Origin of the sequence: Wolbachia endosymbiont of Litomosoides brasiliensis, from assembly GCF_013366805.1 — a bacterium.
Taxonomy (GTDB): Bacteria; Pseudomonadota; Alphaproteobacteria; order Rickettsiales; family Anaplasmataceae; genus Wolbachia.
This window is the reverse complement of the sequence record NZ_WQMO01000017.1, coordinates 1-20775: the sequence shown is the minus strand read 5'-3', so window position 1 is coordinate 20775 and position 20775 is coordinate 1. Positions and strand designations below refer to the sequence as shown.

Below are 20775 nucleotides of genomic sequence, written 5' to 3'. Positions count from 1 at the left end.
ATATAAACAGAACATTTTGCGTAATTAAAGTCTATAATAAAATTGCTTTGCTTAAGAGCGCTTTTTGCAAATTTATTCTCTCTTTCTCACTCTGCAATGTCACTCTATTTGACTTGCTAACAAAGAAAATTGATATAAAAAGCTAAAAAAGAGAATGGAAAATTAATTTGATTGTGAAAAGAAATCTATATTGGGCTGATTTATGTGAGGAAATTATAAAATAAAATCGAGGTCCCAATGTCATACATTGGGATGACGGAGGGAAAGGAGTATTAGTATAACAGAAAAATTAAGGCGTCATTTCAGCCCACGATCAGAAAAGAAGATATGATCTCAGTGGCATTGAAAAGGCAAGGGTTGAGGTATCATGAAAATGGCTGAGCTGTAGAGCATTGCGATTTTAGCCTACTAAGAGCGTAAACCCTACTGCATGACACTAGGATTTATAACTAACGAGGGTTTGCTTTTATCATCCCGGAATCTATATCGAATACAAGGGTAAAGTCGACCAGATTACAGTGTCACACGTTAGAATGATAAGGAAAGTACAGAAATAACATGGTGGAACGTTACCCAGTAGATTACCAATCTCAAGAAAGCATAGCATCATCACTTGTTGAGATCCTAAAAGACAGTTGCGACATTATTTCTTTTACAGAGTCTTGAAATACTAGATCTTTAGCGTTAACCTGGACTATAATACCAGTTATAAAATCTGTATTGCCTTTCAAGTTATCTATCACTATGCCTCGCAACCCTGAGTCACTTATTACAGCAGTGCAAAAATCTGGATTCTGTGCAACTTCATCAGTTAAATCTTTTTTGTCATTAGGAAATAGCTTAGTAACTAATCCCTTAGTTGTCAATTCCATTTCTTTTTCGCCTAAGAAGATCTTTGCTATTTGACCGCTATACTTTATACCAGTGGTATCAAAAAATCTACCAAGTTTTTCCACTAGGATTAATTTTTGGACATCTCTTGCAGGAAGCACTTTCTCTGCAAAAGCTTTTTAATTTGCTGCACCCGTCAGATTGGAAGCATTTTTTTAGCAAATTTGTCTTCTAGCTTAGTTTCAACAATGTTTTTATTCGAATTACCTAGATCTATTGCTTTAAGTATAGCATCTACAATAGGCTTTTTAACACTTCTTCTGCAAGAATTGATTCACCATCTATAGCTTTTTGTATAGCAAGCAATGTACTTATAATGTTACCAAGGTCTTTTATTTGAATTGTGTTGCCATCTTTTTTCTGATACACAAATTTTACCTTCCTTTTCAGCAGGTCACATAGCTTGACATCATCAATGTTAGTTGGAGTAAAAATACCTGAAGTATCGGTATATTTGTCATCTCCACCATCTTCATAAACTATAGTTTTAGCTCCATTTAGATGTAATGTCATTTCTTTGGCTTTTACTGTTTCTCATAAGAATGAGAATTATCTGCCATGTCATTCTCTGTCAATTATAAAACTCAAAGATGATAAATAAAGTATAATTTCCCTAAATATCAGATCTTGCATAAGATCCTTTTGAAGCTTATTGTTTTAGAATTCTCCTCACTGTCATGCTTGACACTAAAATCTAGTTTTCTTTACAATCTCCTTTGTGAAAAAACAAAAATGCTTATTTGTCACCATAGCCGGTTTACCAAATGCAGGGAAGTCTACGCTAATTAACAGCATCACCGGTAAGAAAATTGCGATCGTTACCCCCAAAGTGCAAACAACGAGAACACAAATAAGGGGTATTGTAATATGCAATGAAACACAAACTATCTTTACTGACTCTCCAGGGATATTTCCAGCGGAAACAAAACTTGAGAAAGCTCTAATCAAATCTGCATGGTCGGCAATCAAGAGTGATGACGTTACTTTGTTGCTTGTCGATGTGAGTAATTATTTGAAAAACATAGAAAAAATCAAAACCATATTCGCACAGCTGCAGCACACAAAAACGAAGTGCATTTTGGTCGTCAATAAAATTGATCTGGTAAAAAAACCCGAGCTAAAGATGGCGTACGAACATCTGAATTTGCTTTACAAATTTGAAAAAACTTTTATAACATCAGCATTAAAGAGTGATGGACTTTCTGACCTGATGAATTACTTATCTGAAGTTGCACCGGTAAGTCCTTGGTTTTATAGAGAAGACCAGGTGACCGATTCCTCAACGGGGTTTTTGTCAGCGGAAATTACAAGGGAAAAGTTGTTCTTGAATTTGCGTAAAGAATTGCCATATTCTGCAGCTATCAGAACTGAACAATTTGAAGAGAAAAAAGATGAAAGTTTAATCATAAAACAAGTGATATTCGTACTGAAAGATAGTCATAAAAAAATAGTGTTAGGGAAGAGTGGAAATAATATTAAGAAAATTGGCATTGAAGCACGTATTGAATTAGAAAAATTGTTTGAGCGTAAAGTTCATCTGTTCTTGTTCGTGAAAGTGCGGCCTTGGACTGACCGCCCTGAGGAATATATAGGTGATGTTTAATTCTTTGTTGGTTTTTGATATTGAAACTATACCAGACATAAATTCCTGCAGGAATTTACTCGATATTAGTGATAACAGTAGCGTAAAAGAGAAGAGAGACGCGTTAACAAAATATCACCTTGAAATAACAAACGGACAAAACCCTTTTCTGCGTCAGCCCTTCCACCAAGTCGTAGTTATCAGTTTTTTACTTTGCAGTGTGGCTTACCAAAGTGGTTATGAAATATTCACCCTTCAGGAAATTAGATCTGGAGGCACACTAGACTCCAGTGAAAAGGAGCTGGTAAAAGAATTTTTTGACTACATATCGGAGAAAAAACCAAGGCTAATTTCTTTCAATGGACGCACCTTTGACATACCGGTACTGAAATATCGTGCTATGGTCCATGGCATTCAAGCGGAATATTTTCATAAAGCCGGCGATAAGTGGAACAGCTATAATCAAAGATATAGTAGTGATTGGCACTGTGATTTACTTGAATCTCTCTCTGATTTTGGAGCCTCTGCTAGAGTAAAAATGAATGAGGTTTGTGCAGCATTTAATTTTCCTGGTAAAATTGGAGTTGATGGGTCGCAAGTTGTAGATTTGTATGATAGTGGCAAAATACAAGAAATTCGAGATTATTGTGAAACAGACGTAGTTAACACTTATTTGATTTATTTGAGATTTATGCATCATCAGGGAAGAATTACTACTCAAAGCTACAACAAAAATGTAGAGGAGCTACTTTTGGAATGTGAAAAAAAAACGCACTTAAAAAAATTTAAAGAGAAGTGGAAAATATATCTCCACTCAGCTAAGCAGTGTGAAAGACGATAGGTAGGAGATTGTTGAAAGGGTTTAGCTCCTTTTGTTTCCATGCTAAGCACAATGAAACTATCCATCCAAGGAATACATTTCTTTGTTCCAATTATGTAATACCAATTCTCACTGTTAGTAAGTCAAATAAGCAACATTGCAGAGTGAGAAAGAGAGATAATAAATTTGCATAAAGCGCTCTCAAGCAAAGCAATTGCATTATGGACTTTACTACGCAAATGTTCTGTTTTATATACAACCAAAGCCTCTCAATAGGATTGGCTCAGGAGTACTGTGGCAGGTATATAATCTCGACATTTTTATGCACTTTAAATTTTTTGACTTATGCTAACTATAACAATACATGATAAGAAAGACTTCTTATGTTCTTATAATAATTCCTACTGTACAAGAAAAGGATAGACAATAATAGAGAAGAAGCCACACTGAAGTAAGCAAAATAGCGAGGTTTAAATGGAGTTAAAATCAAAATTATTGGATGAAAAAGTAGTGAAATTAGCAAAAGAAATGCTGAAGAAAGTGTGAAATAATGCATATGTGTAAAAAAACTAAATGCTGTAATTGTACCAAAAAAGCACAATATAACAGCTTAGCAAGAACACGTTGCATTTTAGAAACAACACTAACTGCATGGATAAAGCGCTAAAATAGAAAAATTGTTTACTCTCCTTCAACGTCGTAAAAGAATGAGATTGGTCAAAGTTAATTTGAAATAAGTTGAAGCATAGATATAAGAAAACTCTAACATTATCACTTAAAGAAGTGAGGATAAGAACTCAGAAAAAATTTTGCTTGAATGTCAGAAAATTTACAGTACACCGTAATATGCAAAAATGAAGTTTTCATATGTTGCGCCAAGACTAATTTACAATGAACAAGATAAAGGTAGACGGGAAGAGTCAAAAAAACTTAATGAGACTATTGATAAGCCCATGAATAAGAATTATTCACCTTTGATGAATCTCGGTTTGGCACACATTCGAAAGTTAAACACGGGTAATTTAAAAAGGGCATTAGAGCATAGGCTAAAGCAAAATTAAGTAGACAAAATTTTTATTTCCACAATACAGTTAATTCCAGAAATGGAAAGAGCTCTAGTTTATTTGTATCGAATGTCAACACTAATTACATGAATATATTTCTTGAACAAATGTTGCAATATTTAAGAATACGAAAAGCCTTTCTTGTTACGAATTATGCCAGTTGGCATAAGTCAAAAATTTAAATGTACCTAAAAATACCAAGATTATATACCTATCACCATACTCACCCGAGTTCAATCCTATTGAGTGACTTTAGTCACATATAAAGCAGAGCATTTCGCGTAATAAAGTCTATAACATAATTGCTTTGCTTGAGAGCGTTTTATGCAAATTTATTACCTTTCTTTCTCACTCTGCAATTAAACAACTCTGCAACGTCACTTATTTGACCCACTAATAACGAGAATTGGTATCAGTACTCTTTTCTGTATCTGTTAGGTTAAAATATATATTATTAGTAATCTCATGCTATAATAAGCATTTTAATATATGCAACACAAAAAACAGCAAAGATTCTATGCTAGCCATAAAAAATTAGTGCTAAATTTTATTTTAAAACGTAAATAATCTACTAACACTCGTGCACAAATTTAAAATAAATTATGTACGAGTGTAGCACTATAAATTGAGGATGTTATATTAAAGCTTACCTCACTATTAAAGCTATCGGTCAGATTAGATTAAAAACCTAACCTGACCGATTTCCTCATCCCTGACCCTGATATAACTATATGATAATTAGTTTAACTAGTAGTTAAGAGCAATTACATAAGAGCAATTATAAGAGAATTGATTTTACTCATACATTAAGGTAGTATAGGCTACATTAGTTTAAATCATCGTGCAACTCTATAAATCTTCACTGTTACTTCTGCTGACTATATTAATGGTTATAGTTCTAAAACTACCTGAAGTCACAGTAAATTGGTCTTACCCAGTCCTAAATTTTGACTTATCTTTCCGCATCATATCAATATCTTTTTTATCAGCCGCATTTTTAATTGTCTTGCCGGCAAAAAATTTTAGCTTTTCAGAAGTGCTATCCTTTTTTGCTTATACTCTTAGTTCACTGTGTGCAATATTATCTAAGCAAATAATATTGGTTATAATATTCTGTGAATTAATGGCCATCAGCGCATCTTTTATTATCGCAGCCAGCTGCAAAGATAACGGACCTGCAATGAGATACGCTTGTGTACACTTCTTTGCCGGGATTATACTAACAGCAGGGCTAGCGATTCAAAATCCCAATCTAATAATCACAGGCTTATTAATAAATTGCGCTTGTTTTCCTTTTTCATTCTGGGTTGTTGATGCATACCCTGCCACGTCATTACACGGTGCATCATACCTTTCCATATTTACTACTAAGATTTCCTTTTTAGTAGCACTTTTTCATACCTACAACCTTTGGCAAGATCACGCTGAAATATTAGCATTCTTAGGCACTATCACTGCAATTTATGGTATTATATTTACTTCCCTTGAACAAAACATTCGTAGATTTTTAGCCTACAACGTTGTAGGACAAATGGGCATGCTAATTATAGAAGGGAGTTTGCTTAGCCGCTCAGAAAATGCTGTATCACTACTTGTGCTTAACATAATCTTCTCCATTGCCTACCAACTATTACTTACTACTATTGCTCACTCGATTATTTTGCGGACAAAAGCAGTGAATTTTAATAGAGTGGGTAAATTCATGTCAGCAGAAGGAATGTATACCCTGACTGCAATACTTACAATGTCTGCATTTCCTGGAACTGCTGGATTTATCAGCAAATCATACATTGCAGCTGAAATTAAAATGAATGGTACTGATTTAGAATTGTATAAAAACTTGCACAAGATTTTGAGTTTATTACTTTACTTAAGTGTGGGGCTCAAGTTTCTTTATTACATATTTATCGCCAAAAGTAGGTCAAAACTTTCAGTAGACAAAGGGGGAAGGGCATCTATGATTATTTTAACATTTATATGCGTGATCGTCGGCAATCCTTACTTGCCTATTTATAACAGGCCATTAATTTTTAATCTTGTATATAACGCAAGAAACATCTGGTCGCAACTTAATTTACTACTATGTACCACTTTGCTATTTATTCCTTTACGTAAGTTATTTTTACCAAGAATAAACTCTAAAATGGATATCGATTGGGTCTTCAGAGCCCTCATACCCTATGTTGTTTCACTGTTCAACAAATTGATTTTCAAAATAAGAAAAATATCTACTGTTGCACTGCAGAACTTGACCAATTCACTCACTAATTTATACTTTAATGATACTGCTAAACTTAAAGAAGCGCTAAGTTATAATTCAGTGAGTTTTGTTTCAGCTTCTTCTCTTTTTTTGATAAGCATTCTGTTAGTGCTGTTATGTTTAGATCGTTAACTGAAAGTTTAAATTCTGCATTTAAGAAGCTCAAGGGAAAGTCTATCATTTCTGAAGATGATTTCAACCTTGTCATACGTGAAATACGCATAGCTTTAATTGAAGCTGATGTTTCTCTTGAAGTCGCAAAAAAATTTATCAACAACATTAAAGATAAAGTAATAGGAGAAAAAGTCATAAAAAGTGTTTCTCCAGCACAAATGATAATTAAAGTTGTACAAGATAATTTAATTGCGATTCTTGGATCAGAGAAAAGTGATCTAAATCTGGCAGCCAACCCTCCTGCTGTAATTATGATGGTAGGCTTGCAAGGTGCAGGCAAAACAACCACCTCAGGAAAACTTGCTTTAAAGCTAAAAAAACAAAAGAAAAAAGTGATGCTTGCCTCTTTAGACATTTATAGGCCTGCTGCTCAGAAACAACTTGAAGTGCTTGGGAAACAAATAGACGTGCAAACTTTATCTACAGTAACAGATGAGAAGCCTATTGCAATTACAAAAAGGGCACTAGCGGCAGCAAAAAAAGACAATTATGATGTATTGATACTAGATACTGCGGGTAGGCTTCACATAGACGATAACATGATGAATGAATTAAAAGCTGTGAAGAAAATAGCTTCACCTGTAGAAGTTATTTTAGTAGCAGATGCGATGATTGGTCAGGATGCAGTAAACATAGCCAAATCATTTAACGAAACAATAGGTGTAACCGGTATTATTCTCACTCGTGTTGATGGCGATGCACGTGGTGGTACTGCCCTTTCTATGAAAATGGTGACTAACTGCCCAATTAAGTTCATTGCTTGTGGTGAGAAGCTAAGTGACCTTGATGTTTTTTACCCCGATAGAATTGCAAAAAGGATACTTGACATGGGTGATGTTGTCTCATTGGTTGAAAGAGCTGCCGAGATCGTTGGTCAGGAAGAAATTGACAAATTACAAAAGAAAGTAAAAAAAGGCAAATTTGACTTAAACGACTTGGTGGGAATGTTAAAAACCCTAAAAAAAATGGATGGTATCACCAATATAATGAAATTCATTCCAAGCTCATTTACAAAAAAGCTAAGCAGCGGAGTACCAGATGATAGCAAAGTGAAAAAATATATAGCTATCATAAATTCGATGACTAAAAAAGAAAGGCAAGATCCAGCTATTTTAAATAGCAAAAGAAAGCTTAGAATCGCAAAGGGCTCTGGTACAAGTGTATCGGATGTCAATCTTTTAATTAAGCAATACGATCAAATGAGCGCAATGATTAACAAGTTCAGCAAAATTGACCACAGCAAATTCAAAGAATCTGATTTAATAGATATGCTAAGCAGAAAGTAGAGCAACTTTTTTCGGTGCTAATAAGCATGCAACAAAGCCATTAGTACTTGAATTGTCCTTCTGTATTTACCAGAACTTGGACTCTCTATTGTAAAAGGTAGCTCCGTTTTAATTTTTCCATTAACTTTCTCTTTTACCTCTTTCATGTTGTTACCAACGACCATAACTGCAAGTAGAAACTTCTTCATAATCTCTCTAAGTGCTACCATATCATTTTTCTCATGGATACCATGAGCTTCTTTCACAAGTTTGTCTATAATGTTTTCCCCTTCCTTTGAAAAATCAATGATTCCATCCCCATATTAATTCTTTTATAACATGCCGTTGTCTCTTATTTTAAAGTATTTCTATTACCTTTACCTAATCACAAGGCATTCTTTGCTGCACCTCCTTTCTTTGAGTCACCAGCATCTATAACAGATTTAAGCAACTCCCTATATAACCTACCGAAATTACTCTCTCTTACTTGGACCATAGGTAATTAGTCGATAAAATCTCTAAGTGAACTTTTCATCATTTTCGCTACTTCAATCGTCCATTCCTTTATTTCTTCACCAGCTTTCCTATTCCTGCATAACGCGCTCCAATAGCTACAAGCACTATTAATGTAGCAAGCACAATAAGTGGAGAAAATATCACTCCCAATACCGCCTCAGAAGAAGACATTACAATTTTTTATTTGCAGATGCTGATTTAAAATAGTCAACCGAATCTATTTAATGGGCCTTCATTGCTATTTATAACATTACTTATTGCCTCATACTCAACAGATTTTAGCACATCTTCATTAATACCAATTCCCACTGTGTAAGGAATGAATAAACAATAATGGAAAAGAAGCCACACTGAAGCAAGTAAAATAGCAAGGCTTAAATAGTGTTGAAATCAAAATTATTGGATAAAAAAGTCGTGGAATTAGCAAAAGAAATGCTGAAGAAAGTGCTAAATAACGTATGTGTTGTAAAAAAACTAAATGCTGTAATTTGCAGCAAAAAAACACAGTATAACAGCCGTAGCAAAAATATGTTGTATTTCAAGAACAGCACTGACTACATGGATAAAGCACCTAAGATTTGAAAGAGAAGAAAAATCGTTTACTTCCCCTCAACGTCGTAGAAAAACTAGATTGAATCAGGGTTGCCTTGAACAAGTCGAAGTATGAACACAAAAAAAACCTAACATTACCATTAAAGAAATGAGAATAAGAATCCAGGAAAAATTTGGCTTGAATGTCATGTCTACAGTACACCTTAAAATATGCAAAAATGAAGTTTTCGTATACTACGCTAAGACCAATTCACAATGAACAAGATACAAGGCAGATAGGAAGTGTTTAAAAAAAACTTAATGAGACTATTGCTAAGTATCATGAACAAGAGTTATTCATCTTTGATGAATTGTGGTTTCACACATTCAAAAGTTAGACACGAGTAGTTTAAAAAGGGCGTTAGAACACAGGCTAAAGTAAAATTAGGTAGACAAAATTTTTCCTTTACAGAGAGTTCTACCTTATTTACACCAAATGTTAACACTGATTGTATGAATATATTTCTTGAACAAATGTCGCAATATTTAAGAACACAAGAGGCCTTTCTTGCCATGGATTGCGCTAGTTAACATAAGTTAAAAATTTAAGGTACCTAGAAATATCAAGATTGTATACCTACTGCCATACTCACCCAAGCTCAATCCTATTAAGAAACTTTGGTTGTATATAAAACAGAACATTTTGTGTAATAAAGTCTATAACACAATTGCTTTGCTTGAGAGCGCTTTACGCAAATTTATCACCTCTCTTTTTCACTCCGCAATTAACAACTCCGCAATGTTGCCTATTTAATGCACTAATAACGAGGATTAGTCTAAGATAAAAAATTTCTTTATAAAATACCTTGTTCTGTTTAAGCAGCTAACACACAAAAATTTAGTTGATGTATAATTATTTACTTGCTATGAATTTAACCTGTTAAATTTTAGTAAATTAAACCAAGCGTTTATAAAAATATTGTTTTTTACAAATAAAGTACCTATAATTTCAGGTTTGAGGTGAGGTTGATGCTGCAAAGAAATTTTTCAATATGGTTATTAACATCGCTGTTCTATGCATACCAATATGTATTACGCGTAATCCCAAACATAATTGCACCTGAATTAATAACGAAGTTTAACATAAGCATTACGGATGTTGGTCAATTCGGTGGGCTATACTATATAGGCTACACATTTATTCATATACCTATTGGTCTTGCCCTTGATAAGTTCGGGCCAAAATTTGTTTTGCCTACATGTATTGTTTTAACGTTTGTTGGAACATTACCGCTCATATGCCTTGATGAGTGGCATTACTCAATGCTTGGCAGGGTAGTTGTTGGAGTTGGATCATCTGCTGCAGCAATTGGAATCTTTAAAATCGCGAGCATGTATTTTTCGCAGGAAAAATCAGCAAGAATGGTCAGTTTATCCATAATAATAGGATTGCTGGGAGCTATTTACGGCGGATTACCCCTGGATTTCTTGCTCAACAAGTTTGGTTGGGATTATGTTATATACGCTTTCTCAGCGTTTGGTTGCTTACTTGCTCTACTGCTGTTCTGTGTAACGCCAAGCAATAGTACAGAGAAGAATGTAAGTAACAACGTATTTCAAGGCTTAAAAACTGTGCTTTTTAACAAACATATCATTCTGATTAGCTTTTTTGGTGGCTTAATGGTTGGTCCGTTGGAGGGTTTCGCTGATGGTTGGGCAAAGGCATTCTTATGTGAAGTATATCAAATAACTGGAGAAATGGCGTCCTCGCTTTCTTCTCTCATGTTTATAGGCACGGGAGCTGGGTCGTTCTCTTTAGCTTATTTCCTAGAGAAGCATCCAAACAGGTACTACGAAGCAATTATCGCGTGTTCCCTTGCAATGATCGCCAGCTTTCTCTTGCTTTTCACACAGGCTGGAGGTTTGTATGCCGTACTGCCTACACTTCTTATTATCGGCTTTGCATCTGGATACCAAGCGTTTATCATTTGTAAAGCAATAAGTTATGTGAACAATAGCTTGGTAGGCTTGGCTACAGCCGTATCAAACACGATAGTTATGGTTTTTGGCTATTTTTTTCATACTGGAATCGCAAAAATAGTAGATTTGTACTGGGATAGAACGGTAATACAAGGAAATCCTGTATATGGTGTTGAGCTGCTAATAAAAGCGATGTCAATTATCCCTATATGTCTACTTTTGGCTATTTTTGGATTCGTTTGGTTAAAGAAAAGGTCTTAAGCTCGTAGCATTTTGGTGTTATTAAATTGAAGTGAAGTCTTACCTATGACAAGCGTTTCAGAGAAAAACTGTGATTCTAAAAGTAATTTAAAGTTTTTTGATAGCGAGATTTATCAATCTATAGAGAGAGAGTTGCAGCGTCAAAGATCACAATTGCAACTGATTGCATCAGAAAATTTTGCAAGCAAAGCAGTAATGGAAGCACAAGGTTCTTTTCTAACTAATAAATATGCAGAGGGCTATCCAGGCAAAAGGTATTACTGTGGTTGTGAATATGTGGATGAAGTTGAAAATTTGGCTATAGAAAGACTCTGTAAGTTGTTTGATGTTAGATTTGCAAATGTTCAACCTCACTCTGGTTCTCAAGCGAATCAAGCAATATTTGCTTCACTACTTACTCCAGGAGACATAATACTTGGGTTATCACTAAATTGTGGAGGACATTTAACTCATGGTGCAGCGCCAAGCCTTTCCGGTAAGTGGTTTAAATCAATTCAATATGCAGTTAATCAAGGCACTTATCTGCTCAACATGGACGAAGTGGAAAGGTTAGCACTTGAACATAAGCCAAAATTGATCATAGCTGGTGCTTCCGCTTACCCCAAAAAAATGGATTTCAAGCGTTTTCGCGAGATTGCGGATAAAGTCGGTGCATATCTACTCGCAGATATTGCTCATTATGCCGGACTTATCGCAGCAGGTGAATATCCTTCCCCTATTGAGTATGCACATATTATAACTTCCACGACTCACAAAACTTTACGTGGTCCTCGCGGCGGAGTGGTGATGACAAATGATGAAGCACTACACAAAAAAGTTCAATCCACAGTTTTTCCAGGATTGCAAGGTGGACCGTTTATGCACGTGATAGCTGCAAAAGCCGTTGCATTTAAAGAGGCATTAGCACCAGAGTTTAAAGCCTATATCAAGAGAGTTGTGGAAAATGCGAAAGTGTTAGCTCAAGAGTTGCAAAAGCATGGGCTAAGCGTTATAACCGGCGGCACCGATTCCCATATAGTGCTAGTTGACTTAAGACCGCAAAAATTGACTGGAAAAGGTACTGTAGATAGCCTTGAAAGGGCCGGCATCACCTGCAATAAAAACTCCGTACCATTTGATACGGAAAAACCTACTATCACTTCAGGGCTGCGTTTTGGCACTGCTGCTGAGACAACACGCGGACTTGGAGCAGAGCATTTCAAAGAAATAGCTAACCTAATAAATGAAGTGATTCAGGGGTTAATTAACGGAAATAGCGCAGATATTGAGAAAACGGTTAAAAATAAAGTTAAAGAGATTTGTAATGATTTTCCTATTTATTAATAGTCGCTCTAAGCCATGAGAGATGCAAAAAATCACTTGACAAACTTCGACAATTTTCTTGTCGTGATAATCAAGGTGTTTAATTATCTTCAATCTGTGCAGATTAAACAAAGAAGCTATTATGTAATTGGTGCCTCATATTTATTTTTTGCACTACGTGCATTTTATGTTTCCATAACATTTCTCGGTTTTTACTTAACTATAAGCTGAAGTGCACTTATAAAGCGTTTAAGTCCGTATAGTACACTAATTTGCAAGATTACCATCTAATACCAATTCTCACTGTAGTAAGTCAAATAAATGACTTGCAGAATTGTCTAATTGCAGAGTAAGAAAGAAAGGCAATAAATTTGCACAAAGTGTTCTCAAGCAAGGCCAATTATATTATAGGCTCTATTACACGAAATGCTCTGTCTTATATGTAATTAAAGTCTCTCAACAGGATTAAGCTCAGGTATGAGTACGGTGGCAGGTATATAATCTCGATATTTTTAGTACCTTTAAATTTTTTGACTTATGCCCACTAGCACAATCCACGACAAGAGAGGTTTTCGTGTTCTAAAATATTGCGACACTTGTTCAAGAAATATACTCATACAATCAGTCTGACATTTGATGCAAATAATACCAATTTCCACTGTACAAGAATGGATAGACAATAATGGAAAAGAAGCCATGCCGAAGTAAGTAAAATAGCAAAGTTTAAATGGCATTGAAATTATTTAGATAAAAAAGTCGTGGAGTCAGCAAAAGAAATGCTAAGGAAGTATAAAATAATGCATATGTTGCAAAAAAACTAAATACTATAATTGCAGCAAAAAAGCACAGTATAACAGCCGTAGCAAAAATATGCTGGATTTCAAGAACAGCACTAATTACATAGATAAAGCACCTAAAACTTGGAAGAGAAGAAAATTTGTTTTCCTCCCTTAACGTCGTAGAAAACTAGATTGAATCAGGATCAATCTGAAGTATGGATATAAGAAAACCCTAATATTACCATTAAAGAAATGAGAATAAGAATCTAAGAAAAACTTAGCTTGAATGCCAGCAAGTCTACAGTGTACCTTAATATGTAAAAAATGAAGCTTTCGTATATTGCGCCAAGACCAATTCACAATGAACAAGAGTTATTTTTTTTGATGAATCACGACTCGGCACACATTTGAAGGTTGGATACGTGTGGTTTAAAAAGGCGTTAGAACAGAGGTTAGAGTAAAATTAGGTAGACAAAATTTTTGTCTCTACAGTGCAGTTAATCCTAGAAATGGAGAGAATTCTAGCTTATTTGTACCAGATTGTTAATACTGATTGTGTGAATATATCTCTTGAATAAATGTTGCAATATTTAAGAACACGAGAAGCCTTTCTTGTCATGGATTGGCTAGTGGGCATAAATCAAAAAATTCAAAGGTACCTAAAAATTATATACCTACCACTGGACTTACCTGAGCTCCCTCTTATTGAGAGACTTTAGTTGCATATAAAACAGGAACATTTTTCGTAATAAAGTCTGTAATACAATTGCTTTGCTTGAGAGCACTTTGTATAAATTTATCACCCCTCCTTCTCACTCCACAATTAAACAACTCTGCAATGTTACTTATTTAACCCACTAATAACGAAAATTGATACAACAGCTTGTAACTTAGGCTTTTGTGAAGTTTGAATCCCCCTTTATTTACCGATGGTTGTATGTCTGTTTGCATAAAAGTCCCTTTTTGTCCATTTTGCTCAAAATTTTTACCTTCTGCTGTAGGCTTTTTCAGAGCGTCTTAGAGTTCTTATCACTTTTTGTCCTCCAACTTTTCCACTTCTGAAAATACCCCTGCCTTATATATTGGTGCAAGCTCAGCAATCCTTTCAAAATCTTGATGTGCTTTTTCAACTGCATGTTCTTTCAACTCTCAAGCTTCTAATTCAACTCAGCAATGGTCTTTACTTTATCCTTTAATGAAGCTCCTTTTGGAAAAGGACCTGGAGAACGCTCAAAAATATCTTTATTTTTTTTCTACATCTCTTTGAGAGGTGTTTTTGACCTAATCGTACCTAGCTAATAATAAAACATATAATAACCAGTGTAATAGCCCATTATGTAAAACAATTAACACAACTTGCGATAAGGAGTGCCTCTTTTAATCATCAAGGCATCATATTTACATTTTTTTCATTAAAATGTTATTTACTTATTAACCTGAAACACGTAACAATGTAGAAATGAAGAATAGCCCATTAGCAGTAGTATTCGATTGGGATAACACCTTAGTTGATACCCGAGACAATATTTTTAATGCCATCCAGCACACCTTGGACTCAATGGGATATAGTAATAAAGCTGCTGATAGAAATTACCATGAGTCAAGAAAAAGCTATATGGTCAATCTATTTGGCAATCAATGGAAAAAAGCAAACCAAATATACCAACAATACCTAGATAATGCACTGTTGCAAAACATTACTCTAAACCAAGGAGTAGAGAAAATGTTGCAGACGTTAAAAAGCCACAATATTTATCTGGCAATAGTAAGTAACAAAAAAAATACTAATTTACGTGAAGAAGTCACTTATTTTAAACTAGATTCTTACTTTGAAAGAGTAGTTGGTTCATGCGATACTGCAGAAGATAAACCATCTGCAACCCCATTATTGTTTGCACTGGAAGAGAGTACATTGCCCATAGATAGAGGAAACGTATTTTTTGTTGGGGACAGTATCACAGATATTTTGTGTGCACAAAACGCCAGTTGTTTACCTATTATATATGGCCAACCAATAAGTGGCTACGAAGATTTGTTATGTTTTCAACATTTTAACAGACTTACAGATTTCATAATAAAATATTTGAAAGATAGATAATGAACACTGTAACAGAGATTACAAGTATAAAAAGGCGCCTTTGCGCGTATTTAATAGATATAGCAGTTTTATTAATTCCAAACTTATTAATTATACTGTTGTTGAAGAATTTTCCGTTAATTTTAGATCTATCATATATGTGTGTAAATTGTAGTTACTTCACATATTTTATATCTTCAGCAGCTCAAGCAACTCCCGGTCAGCAGTTAATGAACATACATACCATAAGCTTAGACGGTTCTAAAATAGGCTTGAGTTTAGCATTTGATAGAAGCATCTCTCAGTTTTTTCTTCATTTATTAAACAACGTAATAGCTATACTCATCGAGTTTTTCCAAGAACAAAACGCGTTAGTAAGTGCCTTAACCGTACTGGGAGTAATCATGTTGCCGCTCACTTTCTGCTGGTACTTGGTTGCTTGCTTCTCTCAGAAAAAACAGACATATCACGATATGCTATTTAATACGATTGTTGTGAAAGGAACTATCAAATGAATTGATACCATACTCATTGTTATATAGATTATACCGATGGATTAACTACAGGAAAATTATCAATAAAGAGATGGTAAAGCATTTGAACAAATTATTAATCGGTGAGTTGACTTCTGTATACCAGTGTCTTCCGCATTCTTTAACCCTCAAAGAGAATAGAATTAATAAACTCGCAGAAAAGATAAAAAACAAACTTGATGAGGAACTTGAGCACGCAAACAAGCAGGCAAAAAGAACTTTATTGCTTAAAAGTGTACCAAACTTTCAAGATACAAATGAGATCTTAAAGTATGAGGGAAATTTATAAAAGATACAATACGGAAAATCTTAGAAGTTAACTTGAAATTAGAAGGAATAAAAGACTATAATGAGGTAACTTCTATGGCTGAAAAAAAAGGAAAGGGATTTTATCAGTACAACTTATTAGGAGAGCTATTAGAAAATGAAGAAGAGCACTTCCCATTGGATTAAAAGAGCAGGTTAATCTCATTGAGCTTATAGGTGTTGAGAATTATCTAAGAATGCAAACAAATATAGAGTGTTAAAAAAAACAATATTTATTTTAATTATACCTTGCTTACTTCTTTTTTTATTAGGGTTGTGGCAGTTGTTTAAGTTGAACTGGAAGAGTAATATTATCCAAAATATGAGTCTTCCAGTCGTCCATTTATTGCCTAATAATGATCTTGCACGATTTAACTACAGGCATGTCAAAATCGATGGGATTCTAAGTGACATAGAACTATATGTTTTTGCAGGGCAGCGCGGCTATCACACACTCTCTCCCATGCTACTCACTACTGGACGTTATATGCTAGTGAACAAAGGGATAGTCAGAGAAAAAAAAGAGGAAAAAGCAAAAGTCGTAAAAGTAGTCGCTGATGGTATTTTATACTGTGATAGCAGTAAAAGCAAAAGTTGGTTAATCAAGAATAATATTGCTTTGAATACGTGGTTTACCCTTAGCACAAAAGAAATCTCCAATGAATTAGGTATTGAGCTAGAAAAGTGTATGCTGTGGCAGAAAGGTTTCAGCGGGAAATTAGCTATACAGCCAATGAAGCATCTGGAGTATGCGATAACTTGGTTCGCGCTTTCTTTGATTTGGTCAATTATGTGTATAGCTTATTATAGACAAAACAAATACTATCTAAATAGCTGATTTTACCCGATTACAAACTGAGATAACAGAAGAGAGTTTTAAAAAAAACGTTATTCATCCATATCACCGCTAATGTCCTTTATCATGCTATAGTTACCTTTCCTAAACTTACTCTTTAAAAATGCAACTCCACTTTCGCTAATTCCACTTAAGCTCAATGCTGCTCCACCTAATTGCAACCCCATCTCAGATGTCTCAGGAATGATTTTGCTAGCTCCCAGATCTTTATACACCTCTACATTACTTAGATCTGGTAAACGTATTATAATATTTACATGTGGAAAATTTGTCGCAACCAAAGAAACAATCTTCTTTATAGTAACTTCATTCTTTATTGAGATCACAAGAGCTTGGGCTCTTTCTATTCCTACTGATTTTAAAATTTCATATCTTGTAGCATCTCCAAGGTATATAGGGAAGCTGTCACTCTTCCCTTCCTTGACTATTTTTGATTGAATATCTACAACAACATAACTTAAATGTTCTGCAGTAAGCATTTTTGTTACCATATATCCCACCCTACCAAATCCAGCAACTATTACATGGTTATAAAGATCTTGTGTATCTGTCTCAACAGCTTCATCATCTAGTATTACTTTTTCAGTACTAAAAGAACTTACTATCCAATCTCCAAGTCCAGACAAAAGAGGAGTGAAAGCCATAGTTACTGTGGTCATCATCATAAGCACTTGAGCAATTTCGCTTGGCAGCACATTTAATTCATCTGCTAAACGAAATAGAATAAATGCAAACTCACCTCCTTGTGCAAGCAGCAGCCCAGCTTGTATAGCAGGAGCACACTTAAACCCAAAAAATCTACACAACACGTATATGATAGATGTTTTTAAAACTATCAGGATAATCGATAATAAAGTAATTAATGGCAACTTATTGAGCAAAAGATCTATGTTGATAGACATACCAACAGTCATGAAAAATAAGCCGAGTAGCAAATCTTTAAACGGCAATACTGCATGTTCTACTGAGTGTCTATGTTCTGTTTCCGCAACTAATAATCCAGCAACAAATGCACCTAATGCCATTGATAAACGAAATTGCTCAGTAATAAATGCTGCTCCTAATATTATTAAAAGCGTAGTTGATATAAAGACCTCATTACTTTCCATTCTAGCAATAATCGAAAATAAAGGTCTAAGTAATAACCTACCAGTTATAAATATCATTACTAATGCAATAGCTGCTTGTAACAATGAACCTGTTAATGAACTTATCAGACTGTTCTCAGAGTTACCAGTAAGTAGAGGCACTAATACTATTAACGGCACCACTGCAAAATCTTGCATTAATAGCACTGCTATTGACAACCTACCAACTTGACTTGCTTGAGAACCTTTTTCCTGCAAGACCTGTAACACTATTGCTGTTGAGGATAATGCAAGCCCGCCACCAATAACTGCTGCCATATTTGTATTCACTCCAAAAGCAAGAGCAACGCACCATATTGCTACCATAGTGACTATAACTTGAAGGGAACCAAATCCAAATACATGAATGCGCATAGCAATAAGACGTTCAAACGTCAACTCAAGACCTATAATGAACAACAGAAACACTACGCCAAATTCTGCAAAGTTATCCATTGCTTTTGCTGAATGTATTAGATTAAATCCATGAGAACCAATCAATGCACCTGCAACAAAGTAACCAAGCACTGGACTGATATTCATTTTCCAAAACGCTATGACTATAAAGACAGCAGCGGAGAGTAAAATTATAATATCAAACAAATGTTGAGAACCGCTGTGCATGATATTTAACCTGTAGAATTAGACCATTTAATTGAGCAACCAATACTTGGTTTTTGGTCAACAGGAGGATTACCAGTTTCTGCAATAAATTTCATAGCTTGAAATAAATCACTACTCCCTATTTCATAGTTTTGGATTTTTTCTTTTTTTGCATTGTTAAAACGTCCACGATAGCAGAGATTTAAATTAGCATTAAAGCCAAAAAAGTCAGGAGTACAAACAGCACCGTACTCCTTAGCCACTTCCTGTTTACTGTCAATCAGATATGGAAATGTAAACTTATTTTCCTTGGCAAAATCAATCATATTTTTAAAGGAATCTTCTGAGTATTCATTTACATCATTTGGCATTATTGCAATGACACTTATCTGATAATTCTTTTTTAACAAATTAACATCACTTATCAGGTTACTAATAATTGATTGAACGTAAGGGCAGTGGTTGCATATAAACATTACAATAAGACCATTTTTTCCATAACAATCACTTAATGTATAGTATTTGTTATCCACCCCTAGAAGATTGAAATCCTTCGCAGTGAAGTCAAAATCTACCTTAGGAGTATTCAGAGTAACCATAGCTTAGAGAGCATTACAACCTATAACTTACAGTCTTATTACTTAAATGTCAAACAGTTCCTGTATATACTATTTGCATATCCTTTTTTAGTATTACAATCAAAACCTATGTTCATAACTTTTGAAGGAATAGACGGCTCTGGTAAAACAACACAGTCTGAGTTGCTTGCAAATTATTTTAAGCAAATTCGCGGTGAAAATAATGTGGTATTAACTCGAGAACCAGGTGGCACTAACTTTGCAGAAAAGATAAGAGAGATACTACTTAAGGACAGTATTGATCCTATCTCTGAACTTTTGCTACTCACCTCAATTAGATATGAGCATCTTAAAAAAGTAATATTACCAGCTCTAAAAGAAGGCAAGATAGTAATTTGTGATCGATTTATCGATTCAACTATTGCATACCAAGGATACGGACTTGGTATTGACCTAGAGCTAATACGAGACCTACACGAATTAGTAAAAATTAAACGCCCAAATGTCACATTTATCCTAGATATTGATGTTCAAATTGGGCTGAACAGAGCAAAGGATAAAAACAAATATGAAAAGATGAACATTAGTTTTTACTATAAGGTTCAAAAAGGATTTCAAGAAATAGCTATAAAGGAGCCCGATAGATGTAGTGTTATAACTGGAATTAAAGCTAAAGATAACAATCAAGTTCATGTTGAAATTGTCAACAAAGTCACCAGTACCATGCAATAAAGCCAGCTTTGTCAAAAAAAATAAAAAAAGTAAAAGGCTAACTTCAACACCGTTTGTAGGGAAATAATTTGCTGTCTACACTTAAGTTATTCTCCGCATTTAAACCTTCTCTAACTTGCCTTTCCTTTTTACCTTAACTTCCAGTAGTGCTGTTTTAAACTTTAAATTTCTAATAATCGCACTAAAATATCTATACCAGATGCATATATTTATATCTATTCTCATCATTAATAGGCAAATAAGCAACATTGCAGAGTTGTTTAATTCGGAGTGAAAAAGAGAGTTAATGAATTTGCACGAAGCACTCCCAAGCAAAGTAATTGTATTTATAGACCTTATTGCGCAAGACGTTCTGTTTTATATATAACCAGAGTCTTTTAGTAGGATTGAGCTCTGGTGAGTATAGTGGTAGGTATATAGCCTCGATGTTTTTAGGTACCTTTAAATTTTCTGATTTATGTCAACTAGCACAATCCATAACAAGAAAAGCTTCTCTTGCTCTTAAGCATTGCAACGTTTATTCAAGAAATATATTCAT

At 34.5% G+C, this 20775-nt stretch carries 19 protein-coding genes and 3 pseudogenes; 15 read left to right on the top strand and 7 right to left on the bottom strand.

The window, feature by feature from the left end:
- Nucleotides 1-590: 590 nt before the first annotated feature.
- Nucleotides 591-992: a hypothetical protein gene (locus tag GO684_RS04015; RefSeq protein WP_175939142.1), complete on the bottom strand. Its 402-nt coding sequence runs from the start codon at nucleotides 990-992 to the stop codon at nucleotides 591-593.
- A 133-nt stretch (nucleotides 993-1125) separates the two neighbouring features.
- A complete protein-coding gene (locus GO684_RS04010; RefSeq protein ID WP_175939140.1) occupies nucleotides 1126-1404 on the bottom strand; it encodes a hypothetical protein in 279 nt (92 codons plus the stop codon).
- 205 nt (nucleotides 1405-1609) lie between these two features.
- Between GO684_RS04010 and era the strand changes: the two genes are divergently transcribed.
- The 5 genes and pseudogenes from era (at nucleotide 1610) to ffh (ending at nucleotide 8077) form a co-directional block, all read left to right on the top strand.
- Nucleotides 1610-2494, top strand: a complete 885-nt coding sequence (gene era, locus GO684_RS04005; protein ID WP_175939138.1) for a GTPase Era — start codon at nucleotides 1610-1612, stop codon at nucleotides 2492-2494.
- Entirely contained in the window at nucleotides 2487-3314 is an 828-nt protein-coding gene (locus GO684_RS04000) for a 3'-5' exonuclease (protein WP_175939136.1), read from the top strand. Before era ends, GO684_RS04000 begins: the two co-directional genes overlap by 8 nt.
- A gap of 453 nt (nucleotides 3315-3767) precedes the next feature.
- Nucleotides 3768-4754, top strand: a pseudogene (locus tag GO684_RS03995) (IS630 family transposase).
- A gap of 444 nt (nucleotides 4755-5198) precedes the next feature.
- Nucleotides 5199-6749, top strand: a complete 1551-nt coding sequence (locus tag GO684_RS03990; RefSeq protein WP_175939134.1) for a proton-conducting transporter transmembrane domain-containing protein — start codon at nucleotides 5199-5201, stop codon at nucleotides 6747-6749.
- A complete protein-coding gene (gene ffh / locus GO684_RS03985) occupies nucleotides 6734-8077 on the top strand; it encodes a signal recognition particle protein (RefSeq protein WP_175939132.1) in 1344 nt (447 codons plus the stop codon). Before GO684_RS03990 ends, ffh begins: the two co-directional genes overlap by 16 nt.
- A gap of 17 nt (nucleotides 8078-8094) precedes the next feature.
- Here the strand turns inward: ffh and GO684_RS03980 are convergent, their stop codons facing one another.
- Nucleotides 8095-8322 carry a hypothetical protein gene (locus GO684_RS03980; protein WP_175939130.1) on the bottom strand — a complete coding sequence of 76 codons (228 nt, stop codon included), beginning with the start codon at nucleotides 8320-8322 and terminating at the stop codon, nucleotides 8095-8097.
- 298 nt (nucleotides 8323-8620) lie between these two features.
- Nucleotides 8621-8743, bottom strand: a complete 123-nt coding sequence (locus GO684_RS05635; RefSeq protein ID WP_255419663.1) for a hypothetical protein — start codon at nucleotides 8741-8743, stop codon at nucleotides 8621-8623.
- A gap of 207 nt (nucleotides 8744-8950) precedes the next feature.
- On the opposite strand from GO684_RS05635, the pseudogene GO684_RS03975 reads away from it, so the two are divergent.
- The 9 genes and pseudogenes from GO684_RS03975 to GO684_RS03940 all read left to right on the top strand — a co-directional run bounded on the left by GO684_RS03975 (nucleotide 8951) and on the right by GO684_RS03940 (nucleotide 17179).
- Nucleotides 8951-9925 (top strand): annotated as a pseudogene (locus GO684_RS03975) (IS630 family transposase).
- Nucleotides 9926-10132: 207 nt separating this feature from the next.
- On the top strand, nucleotides 10133-11344 hold the full coding sequence (locus GO684_RS03970; protein WP_175939128.1) for an MFS transporter: 1212 nt from the start codon (nucleotides 10133-10135) through the stop codon (nucleotides 11342-11344).
- Between the two features lie 45 nt (nucleotides 11345-11389).
- Nucleotides 11390-12667, top strand: a complete 1278-nt coding sequence (gene glyA, locus GO684_RS03965; RefSeq protein WP_175939126.1) for a serine hydroxymethyltransferase — start codon at nucleotides 11390-11392, stop codon at nucleotides 12665-12667.
- 755 nt (nucleotides 12668-13422) lie between these two features.
- Nucleotides 13423-14286 (top strand): annotated as a pseudogene (locus tag GO684_RS03960) (transposase).
- Between the two features lie 598 nt (nucleotides 14287-14884).
- Complete coding sequence (locus GO684_RS03955) at nucleotides 14885-15523, top strand: HAD family hydrolase (protein WP_175939125.1); 639 nt, start codon at nucleotides 14885-14887, stop codon at nucleotides 15521-15523.
- Nucleotides 15523-16017 carry an RDD family protein gene (locus GO684_RS03950; RefSeq protein WP_175939123.1) on the top strand — a complete coding sequence of 165 codons (495 nt, stop codon included), beginning with the start codon at nucleotides 15523-15525 and terminating at the stop codon, nucleotides 16015-16017. The genes GO684_RS03955 and GO684_RS03950 overlap by 1 nt, the downstream gene beginning before the upstream one ends.
- Before the next feature lie 82 nt (nucleotides 16018-16099).
- Nucleotides 16100-16324 (top strand): ferritin-like domain-containing protein, encoded by a 225-nt coding sequence (locus GO684_RS05320; RefSeq protein ID WP_246228225.1) that lies wholly within the window; start codon nucleotides 16100-16102, stop codon nucleotides 16322-16324.
- Nucleotides 16325-16356: 32 nt separating this feature from the next.
- A complete protein-coding gene (locus GO684_RS05630) occupies nucleotides 16357-16488 on the top strand; it encodes a hypothetical protein (protein WP_255419662.1) in 132 nt (43 codons plus the stop codon).
- A gap of 67 nt (nucleotides 16489-16555) precedes the next feature.
- On the top strand, nucleotides 16556-17179 hold the full coding sequence (locus tag GO684_RS03940; RefSeq protein ID WP_175939121.1) for an SURF1 family protein: 624 nt from the start codon (nucleotides 16556-16558) through the stop codon (nucleotides 17177-17179).
- A gap of 50 nt (nucleotides 17180-17229) precedes the next feature.
- On the opposite strand, the gene GO684_RS03935 is transcribed toward GO684_RS03940, so the two are convergent.
- A complete protein-coding gene (locus GO684_RS03935) occupies nucleotides 17230-18948 on the bottom strand; it encodes a cation:proton antiporter domain-containing protein (protein WP_175939119.1) in 1719 nt (572 codons plus the stop codon).
- 5 nt (nucleotides 18949-18953) lie between these two features.
- Nucleotides 18954-19526 carry a thioredoxin family protein gene (locus GO684_RS03930; protein WP_175939117.1) on the bottom strand — a complete coding sequence of 191 codons (573 nt, stop codon included), beginning with the start codon at nucleotides 19524-19526 and terminating at the stop codon, nucleotides 18954-18956.
- Nucleotides 19527-19634: 108 nt separating this feature from the next.
- Between GO684_RS03930 and tmk the strand changes: the two genes are divergently transcribed.
- Nucleotides 19635-20237: a dTMP kinase gene (tmk, locus tag GO684_RS03925; RefSeq protein WP_175939115.1), complete on the top strand. Its 603-nt coding sequence runs from the start codon at nucleotides 19635-19637 to the stop codon at nucleotides 20235-20237.
- Between the two features lie 283 nt (nucleotides 20238-20520).
- Here tmk and GO684_RS06060 read toward each other — a convergent pair whose 3' ends face one another.
- The gene (locus GO684_RS06060) at nucleotides 20521-20655 is read right to left on the bottom strand and encodes a hypothetical protein (protein WP_410543312.1); all 135 of its coding nucleotides are present in this window, start codon (nucleotides 20653-20655) and stop codon (nucleotides 20521-20523) included.
- Nucleotides 20656-20775: the final 120 nt, after the last annotated feature.